This window comes from Brasilonema bromeliae SPC951, from assembly GCF_012912135.1.
GTDB classification, from domain to species: domain Bacteria; phylum Cyanobacteriota; class Cyanobacteriia; order Cyanobacteriales; family Nostocaceae; genus Brasilonema; species Brasilonema bromeliae.
In genome coordinates this window covers 1-9292 of the sequence record NZ_QMEB01000257.1, presented here as the reverse complement: position 1 = coordinate 9292, position 9292 = coordinate 1, and the positions used below count along the sequence as shown (strand labels likewise).

The following is a 9292-nucleotide window of genomic DNA, read 5'->3' as shown; positions in this document are numbered from 1 at the left end:
TGACCAAGAAAGGGGTGTAGGGGAGCCAGTACTGTTCGCGCAGCGTGGCACTTTGTGCCATAGGAGGGTTTCCCTCACGCTTGTTCTGGCGTGTGTAGGGCCTACACCCGCGCGTTTTGGTCAAGCGTGATCTTAATGGAGTTTTTCTCAACAACAGCTAAATAAATGTTTCATGCCTGTAGTTACCAGGAGTTAGCTGCAGGCAATTTTTTGAGATTATTTTTGGGGCTTTACAATTATGCTTACACTTTTTTGCGCTGTCTCGGGATGGGCTATTCTGATGTTCTTGATTTGGAATGTCTGGATAACTTTGAAAACAGGAGCAAGTCATCTCAAAACTTTGCACCAAATTCCTTGCTCTGGTTGTGAATATTTTACCAATGACTACCGCCTCAAGTGCACAGTTCACCCAGTGAAAGCGTGTTCCCCGGAAGCACTGGGCTGTCTTGACTTTGAACCAAAGACCGATTGTTGTAATGCTAACCAAAAACGACCCAGAAAGCTGTGTAAATAGCAAAAATCTTAAAAGATGCCAAGTAAATACGCCTTAGCGTACCGGGACTGTCAGGATTGGGAAGTAAAGAGTAAAAGATAATTTCTTTTGACTTTCTCCCTTTGTTTAGTCTCCGATAACAGGAGGTTTCATCTTGACTAGGCTAAAAGTTGGTATTAATGGATTTGGTCGTATCGGGCGTCTTGTGTTTCGCGCCGGGATCAACAACCCCAACATCGAGTTTGTCGGGATTAACGACTTAGTACCACCGGATAATCTCGCTTACCTACTAAAGTACGACTCAACTCATGGAACCTATAAGGGCAGTGTTGAGGCAAAGGATGATGGTATCGTTGTCAATGGACACTTCATTCCTTGTGTGTCAATCAGGAATCCAGCAGAATTGCCCTGGGGTAAATTGGGTGCACATTATGTAGTTGAATCTACAGGTCTTTTCACTAACCATGAAGGAGCTGCAAACCACCTCAAAGCAGGAGCAAAGCGGGTTATCATTTCCGCCCCCACAAAAGACCCAGACAGAGTTCCTACTCTATTGGTAGGTGTCAATCATCACCTATTTGACCCGGCAAAAGACACCATTGTTTCTAATGCCAGCTGTACCACAAACTGTTTGGCTCCCATAGCTAAAGTCATCAATGATAACTTTGGGTTAACCGAAGGACTGATGACCACAGTTCACGCGATGACTGCTACCCAACCCACTGTAGATGGTCCCAGCAAAAAGGACTGGCGAGGAGGTCGCAGCGCGGCACAGAACATTATTCCTTCTTCTACAGGCGCAGCAAAAGCTGTAGCACTCGTTTTGCCAGAGTTAAAGGGTAAGTTAACTGGCATGGCGTTTCGGGTTCCTACTCCTGATGTCTCGGTAGTCGATTTAACTTTTAAAACTGCTAAATCTACCAGCTACAAAGAAATTTGTGCTGCCATGAAGCAAGCTTCGCAAGGAGAACTAAAAGGTATCTTGGGTTACACAGAAGACGAAGTCGTTTCCACAGATTTTCAGGGCGATGTTCGTTCTAGCATCTTTGATGCAGGTGCTGGTATTGAACTCAACTCTAACTTCTTTAAGGTTGTTGCTTGGTATGACAACGAATGGGGTTACTCGAATCGTGTTATTGACCTCATGTTGTCCATAGCACAGAAAGAAGGTCTGTTGGAGCATGTGCTTGCTGCTGTAGCTTAGCAGTTAACAGTTATCAGTTATCAGTTATCAGTTGTTACTGGTTACTGATAACTACATTAACCTGAGTTCGGGATAAGCAAAGGGACAGGTAGTAAGCTGAAAATAACGTCAAATCTAGCACCTGTCCTATGTTCAGTTTAGATGCTTTATTTTGCCACGTAGATGATTTATGTAAAATTTTTGAAGCTCAATGGCAGAAAAAGCGATTTATACACGGAGGAATAAAACGTATTCGTGCGAAAGGTAAACTGCATCAGGTTTTCAAGAATTCCAATGTGAAACTTAAAAAGTCCCGCGAATTTTTTGATTTGTACCTTTGGCAGATGGCATATCTATACTAGCTCATGACCCAATACGAAACACGAATCTGGAGTTTTGCTGATATTCCTAAATGGGCGATTGCTGACGGATTAGTGGCGCTGTTGGGTGTGGGCTTGCTGATTCGGAACGGAATACGGGAAAATGCTACACCGCAGGTATAGCAAAGAATTGAGCGTAAATAACAACTAAAAGCACTGGACGATCGACACAACACCAGTGCTTCTACCCTTCCCTAGACTTTTATAAGGGATATCGAAATTTGTTCAACCAGGGTACTTATGGTGATTTAATTAAGGCTTTCTAGTTTATCTAGACCTCCTTCTATGTACTCGTATCGCTCTGGAAACCCAATTGCAGAGTTCCTTTCGTTTAATTGTTTAACAATGTTTTGTTCAAACTCTGCATATAACGGTGTTGCAATATACCCATATTTTTTGTCTTCATTTAATTTGCTAGGCAATGGTATAGGCGGTAGCGGTGCACGTGCTTCTCGTAAAGCTTCAAATGCAAGATAGTTCTGAGATAAATTGCCTTCCCTCAGATTAGTAACTTTAATTATCGCCAACTGATTCAAACCAGGTAAATTGAGTGCATAAGCAGAACTACTCACCCAAGAAAATGCGAAAGTAAACACCATCGCGGCTACGGCAACTACTTTGATAATTGCATTCTTCATTGTCTCACTCCTGAATAAATGAAATTTATTGAAAGTTGCTTGAAGTGTATACCAGAGCACTTCACTTTCTTAATTGTTCAAATTTTTTGTGAGAATTCAAGGACAGTTAAGACAGTTAAGGAAAAATAGGTTGTTAAAATTACACATTGGATAAATAAAATCGCGCTAACCCTTTGATATCAAGCATTAGCGGCTACAGGGTGTAGATAAGTTTCATCCTTAAGACATATTTTGCTTAAGTGTCTTAACTGTCCTTGCGTTACAGCAAACAATCTGCTTGTGCTGCAATCATCTACGTGGCAAAATAAAGCATCTAAACTGAACATAGGACAGGTGCTGGATTTGACGTTATTTTCAGCTTACTACCTGTCCCTTTCCTTATCCCGAACTCATGTTACATTAATCAGCACTAGAACTCGCACCAACAAGGGAAAGCGATTTTCCGATGTCTGTCTGATAAACTTCGTTTAACTCATGAAAATGCTGTTCTACTGTTTTGACAGGTCGCGCCTCTTGCCAAAACTCGGTGAGTAAGTGTGGGTTCTCTCGAATAGTACGGAGTTTGTACTCGAAGTCTCCTTGTTTTGAAGGGTCAAAAATGAAAGCCGGATGGCGAACAAACTCCTGTGCACCTCCTCGATTTGAGCAAAGTACTGGCACGCGACAGGCGATGAGTTCAAAAGTGACTTGTGGCAGGTTATCTTCCCATTGTGATGGGACAACTCCCAAGTGGATTCCATCCAACATATTAGGAATATTCTCGTATTTGTAGCCAGGGTAGAAACGGAAACGGTGAAGAGACTGAGCCAGAGATAACAACCGTCCTTTCTGCTCAATTGACATTCCCAACTCGACCGAATCATAAATTCGGCTTGCGACAACCAACTCAAGCGAACTCAATTCTTCCTGTGGTAAAGAACGTAGTTCTTCTAACAAGAAGTAGAATCCCTTATCTTTTCTTGCTGGTCCCATGTAGATTAATTTAAAAGGCTGTTCTGGAGTGTACGCTGCTGGGTTTTGTGGTGGTACTTGGAACTGAGCCGCTTGGCTGCCTATATATTTTGTCGTCAATAGAGCTGGGTTAACTCCGTATTGCTTATAAATGGCAGTGGTACGCTCAGAAACAGACAACGCTACATCAACATAGCGGTTTATAAGAGAAACGATTTCCTCTCGCCGATAGCGATACAAATCGGCTTCTTGAGGCAAATCTGCACTCGTCACTTCTAGAGGTTTCTTCAGGGGAGATTTTGTACGAGTTATGACTTGATACCAAATTTGGCTGTAGATCCCCCTGCAAATTTTTTTAGTTATAGCCATAGGAAGTGATTGCTGATCCTGACCTAGCAAGCTTCCTAAATGATTCAGTTTTCTGAGAGTCAGTTCTAGCTCTACATGTATTTTTGTGTCTAGGCAGGAAACACAAGCTCTTCCTTCAAGATAATTTGAGCATGGGCTACTTTCTAATTTCCATAAATTAACTTGAGGGCAAACCGACCAATAGTTGTGCAAGCTAAATACCACCTGAGCACCGCTCTCTTTAGCTATCTTAAGGCAAGTAGCAGTTAATCCTTCCAAGTTATGAAAGTGAATAATTTGAAAAGGTCCATGTTCTACTAAAAACTGTTGAAAGTATTTTTCTAACTCAGGATTTTCAATATTTCCTATAGGGTTATGAAAATAAAAGTGAGAAGGAGAGAAAACAGGAGAATTAACTATTGAAAAGGTTGGTACACTAGGATGACGATTGTTACGAACCTGTTTAATGTAGGGTTGTTTCCCAAAAAAGGTGTAGTCAACCCCACTATAAAGAAAATTAACTTGATAGTCACTTTCTTGACTAAAATGCTCAACTAAACTCCGGCAGTATATAGATACACCTCCCCCCAACGATGATTTTTCAAAGTAAGGATCCCAGTTGTAATAAAGAATTTTGTATGACATCTTTGCCTCCATTAATGAGAGTAACCTTGATAAAGGTAATATCGAAATTAGATGAAACAATAATTTCACTATCGCTTAATTCTGTTTCATAGCTAGAAACAGAATCTTTAGTTTTTGAAAATAAAATTGATTACATATGAGAGAATAAATGAGCGTGTGATGTAGACCAATCTGCCTTAACTAAAAACTTACAGAAGTTTGGCAAACCAGGATTACCAGTACCAAAAAAATCACCTCCATCTACAACCACAGATACAGCTTCTTGAAGGTCATCAAGCGTTTCGCTATCTGCGTGTGATAGATATATCGAAACTTGATACAAGCCATTCACTAAAGGCAAATTTTCTATACCACAGAGAATATAGCCTTGCTCAGAATTAAGAGTTAGATAATCGTTGGTGAAATTACTCCTTAATAAGAGGTCAAAAGTACCTCTCTCATCGGCTACAGCAAGACTGACAACGACATTACTCAGACGCTTTCCTATGTAGTTAGAGTATCCTATTTCAAAATAGTAATTTTTACCAGATTGTAAAACTTGCTCTTCATGACCTTTTTCATTCAAGATTCTAAAACTAGAAACTCTAACTCTTCCAGAACCAGTGCGGTCTTTTCTTTGGCTTAAGGGCAACTCTTGAGCGAGACTGTAAGACTTTTCTAGGTAAACCCTAACAGCTTCTTCTGAAGTCCCATCTACACACAGTGTGCCTTCTTCAAGGAGAATTCCGCGATCGCATAAAGATTCCACCATACTCATATTATGAGTCACGAATAAAATAGTTCGCCCTTCCTTCGCCACGTTACCCATTTTTCCCAGACATTTCTTTTGAAATTGCACATCCCCCACTGCTAGTACTTCGTCTACAATCAAAATTTCTGGTTCTAGGTGTGCTGCTATGGCAAAAGCAAGGCGTACGTACATCCCAGATGAATAATGCTTCACAGGAGTATCTAAAAACTTCTCCACTTCTGCAAAAGACACAATTTCATCAAACTTCTTTTTAATCTCAGCCTTGCTCATACCCAAAATAGCACCGTTCAGGAAAATGTTTTCTCGTCCTGTTAATTCTTGGTGAAAACCTGTTCCCACCTCCAACAAACTTGCGACTCTTCCTGTAATTAAAATCTGTCCGGTTGTGGGTTCAGTAATCCGGCTTAAAATTTTTAAAAGAGTTGATTTTCCTGCCCCATTGCGACCGATAATGCCGACAACTTCGCCCTGCTTAATATCAAAAGAAACATTCTTTAACGCCCAAAATTCCTCATGAGTTGGGTTGGGTATTTTTTTGTCAAATGGTGTTAGAAATTTACGACTGATGGCTTTGGCGCTAGTGGCGATCGCATCCCGCAAAGTACTGTTAGCTCCCCGCTTTTGGTGGCTAATTGTATATTTCTTGCCTAAATTTTCAACCCTGACTACATTATCAGACACACTCTCACTCCCTAGTTAAATAACAAGTTAAATAACATCTGCAAACGTGCGTTCAGTTTTACGGAAGTACCAAATACCACTAGCAAGAAGCAGAGAAGCCAATCCCGTAGATAGAATGAATCCCGGCAAGTAGAGTTTTGACTGCCCACTCAAAATTGCCCAACGAAAGCCATCAATCACCCCCACCATTGGATTCAAAGAGTAGAGTAAGCGCCAAGAAGGGGATATCACGCTGCTACTATAAGCGACTGGAGATATATAAAAGCCAAACTGCACAAGAAACGGTACAATGTGGCGGAAATCACGGTACTTGACGTTCAGCGCCCCTAACCAAAGTCCCCCTCCAATCGCCACTGCAAAGGCAATCAGAATAAAGAACGGTAGCGCTAAGATGCGCCAATCGGGCACAAAGTCATACCAAGCCATCAATCCTAACAGGATGATGCCGGAAATTAGAAAATCCACGAAGCTAACAATCACCGAACTGACTGGCACAATCAAGCGAGGAAAATAAACTTTAGAAATCAGGTGACTACTATTGATCAAGCTGAGGCTGCACTCTGTTAAGGAACTAGCAAAAAATTGCCAGGGTAGCATTGCTGCAAATACTAAAATTGGGTATGGCACACCCTCCGAGGGTAACTTCGCTAGATTGCCAAACACCACTGTGGAAATAATCATTGCTAAAAATGGTCGAAGCAAAGCCCAGGCAATCCCAATCACAGTCTGCTTATACCGCACCAAAATATCGCGCCAAGCTAGGAAGTAAAACAGCTCTCGATAGCGCCACAAATCTTTCCAATACTGGCTTTCAGTTCGACCGGCTTTGATAACAATTCTTGTAGTATCCATTTACAAATAAATAACAAATAAATTACTGTTGGATGCTAGCTATGTAAACACTATTTAGACTTATGCAAAGCTGAAAAATGCCTGACATGATTTATACACGCCATCACAAAACTTCCGATTTGACGCTGGATAATCAACTCATGATTCAAACTAACAATTAAATAGGTGTATACCGCATACACGACATTTACACTTTTGGTTCAAAGCTTAATGCAAGAGCGTTATCTGATGGAAATTGAACCACTAGAAGTGAAATCCCTATTTGACATGACCTATTTTGTTAATGTGGCTGATTTTGGCTAATCCTCTTTCCTTGAGCCAATCCTTTAAGGAAGGTATTATGGCTAGCTACACTAGCCGGTTTACAGATATTAAGTCTAGAGAAATAACCGAAAGTCTGTATTAGATAAAAATTTTCGAGATTGCCCCCAGTTAGCTAGTTATATGAATTTGAGTATCCACAAGCTCCGCTGCTTTGGGTGGGGTTATTGATATGCTTAAGCTTAGTGAAAGCTCTTAGTTCAAAGTATACAGCATAATTCAACTTTCAACACACAAATTTGGGAAAAAGAATAAATATCCTAGGAAAACAGAACCTAGTATTATGAGTCCGGTGAACTGACAAAACCTAACTGTAAACTTTTAATTAATAACATTGCGCAGAGCAAAGGTCAGTGGCAGCAATTAGGTTGGTTATTATCAAGTAGTTTACTTAAACAATTAACATTATTTGAGAAAAACATCTTGAAAGTATGTAAATTGATTTATATTCAATTTTCTGGAAAAATTAAAAAGTATCTGAGATCACTCTCAAACTTTACCTACATTTATATCCAATTACATAGAATTGTATAAGTAATACATAAAAGTGTATAAATAGGCAGATTGAAAAATCTGCAATATAAAAGTAATTATTACTTAAGGTTTTCTATGGATTCAAGGAGTTGCTTAAAAAATATGTCACTTTCCAGTGCATAAAGAATTGGGTTTTAGCTTTTATTGGTAGCTCCTAGAATTCACTCATATCTTTTAAAGCTCCTAAAGCACAATAGTTATGACGACTATATCTATCCCAACAGTCGAGTACCTTCCCATTGCAAACATTCTCATCAATGGTGGTACTCAGTCACGCGTCAAACTCAACTGGGATGTCATTGCAGAATATGCGGAAGCAATAACGTTGGATGCCATCTTTCCCCCGATTTTAGTCTTTTACGACGGCAAGAACTACTGGCTGGCAGACGGTTTCCATCGGCTGCATGCAACTAAAAAAGCTGGGCGTCAGGAGATTGCTGTAGAAATACACCCGGGTAACCGCCGCGACGCTTTGCTGTACTCGGTGGGAGCCAATGCCAATCATGGTCTACGACGTACCAACGCAGATAAACGCCGTGCGGTGAATATAATGCTACAAGATGAGGAGTGGAATCATTGGAGTAATCGGGAGATTGCCAAACGTTGTGGCGTTTCTGAATTTATGGTTCGTCAAATGCGTGAATCTATCTGCGATAAAAACGCAGATACCAAAAAACGCACTGTACAACGCCAAGGAAAAACTTACACACTTGACACCACTCACATTGGCGAGGGAATGACATCAATAAACATTGCAGAATCTTCAAAACCACATCCAGACGGCGGATGTGAACGGGTGCTTCTGTGCACAGACAACCTTCAACTGAGTCAGTGTGATCACCAAATTGACGTGTTAATAGGGCAGCTTGATAGTAGCACGTACGTTGCTAATGGTGAACAAACTCCCAGTTTTAAAGAGTCCGAGGTACAGCTTTTCAATGGACAACCGTTGACCAATGTACACCCACAACTTGAACATCAATCTTACCCTACGCCCTCAACAGAAACGATTAACCTTCAAGACATAATGATTAATAAAATTGCAATGGAAATCATGCATCTGTCTCCGGAGCAGTTGACCAAGGTCATCTCCACATCTGCCAGGAATGGACTGAGTAAATTTCATCTCAACACCATAATTGAAGCAGCTAAACAAGCGCTCAATGAGGGAAACCAACAGGAATACTTTCACAAGAGTTATGCAGTTGTAGGCATCGAGTAATAGGGAATGGAAAGATACACTCGTGCAGATGCACAACTATAGCCACCGGACAAACTTACTCAATTTTGCCAGATTCCATATTACTTTTCGCCCATTCCTCGATAAACTCTGTCACTCAAACTCCGTAAAGTTTTGCGGGGTTTTTTACTTTCATTTTTGACCGATATCAAGACTACAAACTCCATGACTATAAAGCAGTGAGTTTTGTATTTTATTTAAATCTTCCAGCTAGACGAATTGCCTTGAAAGGAATTTGGTATTACATCGATAGCTCCCTAGTAAGTTTGGCAAGT

7 protein-coding genes and 1 pseudogene are annotated in these 9292 nt (G+C 40.7%); 4 read left to right on the top strand and 4 right to left on the bottom strand.

Going from position 1 to position 9292, the window contains the following annotated elements; all coding sequences use genetic code 11:
• Positions 1 to 647 precede the first annotated feature (647 nt).
• The 3 genes and pseudogenes from gap (at position 648) to DP116_RS24395 (ending at position 2179) form a co-directional block, all read left to right on the top strand.
• Positions 648 to 1697, top strand: a complete 1050-nt coding sequence (gene gap, locus DP116_RS24400; protein WP_169157620.1) for a type I glyceraldehyde-3-phosphate dehydrogenase — start codon at positions 648 to 650, stop codon at positions 1695 to 1697.
• A 128-nt stretch (positions 1698 to 1825) separates the two neighbouring features.
• Positions 1826 to 1939: pseudogene (locus DP116_RS30755) on the top strand (IS982 family transposase); the annotation flags it as partial.
• Positions 1940 to 2041: 102 nt separating this feature from the next.
• Positions 2042 to 2179 (top strand): hypothetical protein, encoded by a 138-nt coding sequence (locus tag DP116_RS24395; RefSeq protein WP_169157619.1) that lies wholly within the window; start codon positions 2042 to 2044, stop codon positions 2177 to 2179.
• A gap of 125 nt (positions 2180 to 2304) precedes the next feature.
• Here DP116_RS24395 and DP116_RS24390 read toward each other — a convergent pair whose 3' ends face one another.
• The 4 genes from DP116_RS24390 to DP116_RS24375 all read right to left on the bottom strand — a co-directional run bounded on the left by DP116_RS24390 (position 2305) and on the right by DP116_RS24375 (position 6922).
• On the bottom strand, positions 2305 to 2694 hold the full coding sequence (locus DP116_RS24390) for a hypothetical protein (RefSeq protein ID WP_169157618.1): 390 nt from the start codon (positions 2692 to 2694) through the stop codon (positions 2305 to 2307).
• Positions 2695 to 3093: 399 nt separating this feature from the next.
• Positions 3094 to 4638 carry a glycosyltransferase gene (locus DP116_RS24385; RefSeq protein ID WP_169157617.1) on the bottom strand — a complete coding sequence of 515 codons (1545 nt, stop codon included), beginning with the start codon at positions 4636 to 4638 and terminating at the stop codon, positions 3094 to 3096.
• Positions 4639 to 4768: 130 nt separating this feature from the next.
• Positions 4769 to 6070, bottom strand: coding sequence for an ATP-binding cassette domain-containing protein (locus DP116_RS24380; RefSeq protein WP_169157616.1), 1302 nt, complete (start codon positions 6068 to 6070; stop codon positions 4769 to 4771).
• Between the two features lie 27 nt (positions 6071 to 6097).
• A complete protein-coding gene (locus DP116_RS24375) occupies positions 6098 to 6922 on the bottom strand; it encodes an ABC transporter permease (RefSeq protein ID WP_169157615.1) in 825 nt (274 codons plus the stop codon).
• Positions 6923 to 7976: 1054 nt separating this feature from the next.
• Here DP116_RS24375 and DP116_RS24370 point away from each other — a divergent pair.
• Complete coding sequence (locus tag DP116_RS24370; protein ID WP_169157614.1) at positions 7977 to 8999, top strand: ParB/Srx family N-terminal domain-containing protein; 1023 nt, start codon at positions 7977 to 7979, stop codon at positions 8997 to 8999.
• The last annotated feature ends 293 nt before the right edge of the window (positions 9000 to 9292 follow it).

What these genes read in the sequence shown, in the direction of transcription:
- DP116_RS24395 (WP_169157619.1), top strand. Translation starts at nt 2,042, where the DNA reads ATGACCCAATACGAAACACGAATCTGGAGTTTTGCTGATATTCCTAAA.
- DP116_RS24390 (WP_169157618.1), bottom strand. Translation starts at nt 2,694, where the DNA reads ATGAAGAATGCAATTATCAAAGTAGTTGCCGTAGCCGCGATGGTGTTT.
- DP116_RS24385 (WP_169157617.1), bottom strand. Translation starts at nt 4,638, where the DNA reads ATGTCATACAAAATTCTTTATTACAACTGGGATCCTTACTTTGAAAAA.
- DP116_RS24375 (WP_169157615.1), bottom strand. Translation starts at nt 6,922, where the DNA reads ATGGATACTACAAGAATTGTTATCAAAGCCGGTCGAACTGAAAGCCAG.
- DP116_RS24370 (WP_169157614.1), top strand. Translation starts at nt 7,977, where the DNA reads ATGACGACTATATCTATCCCAACAGTCGAGTACCTTCCCATTGCAAAC.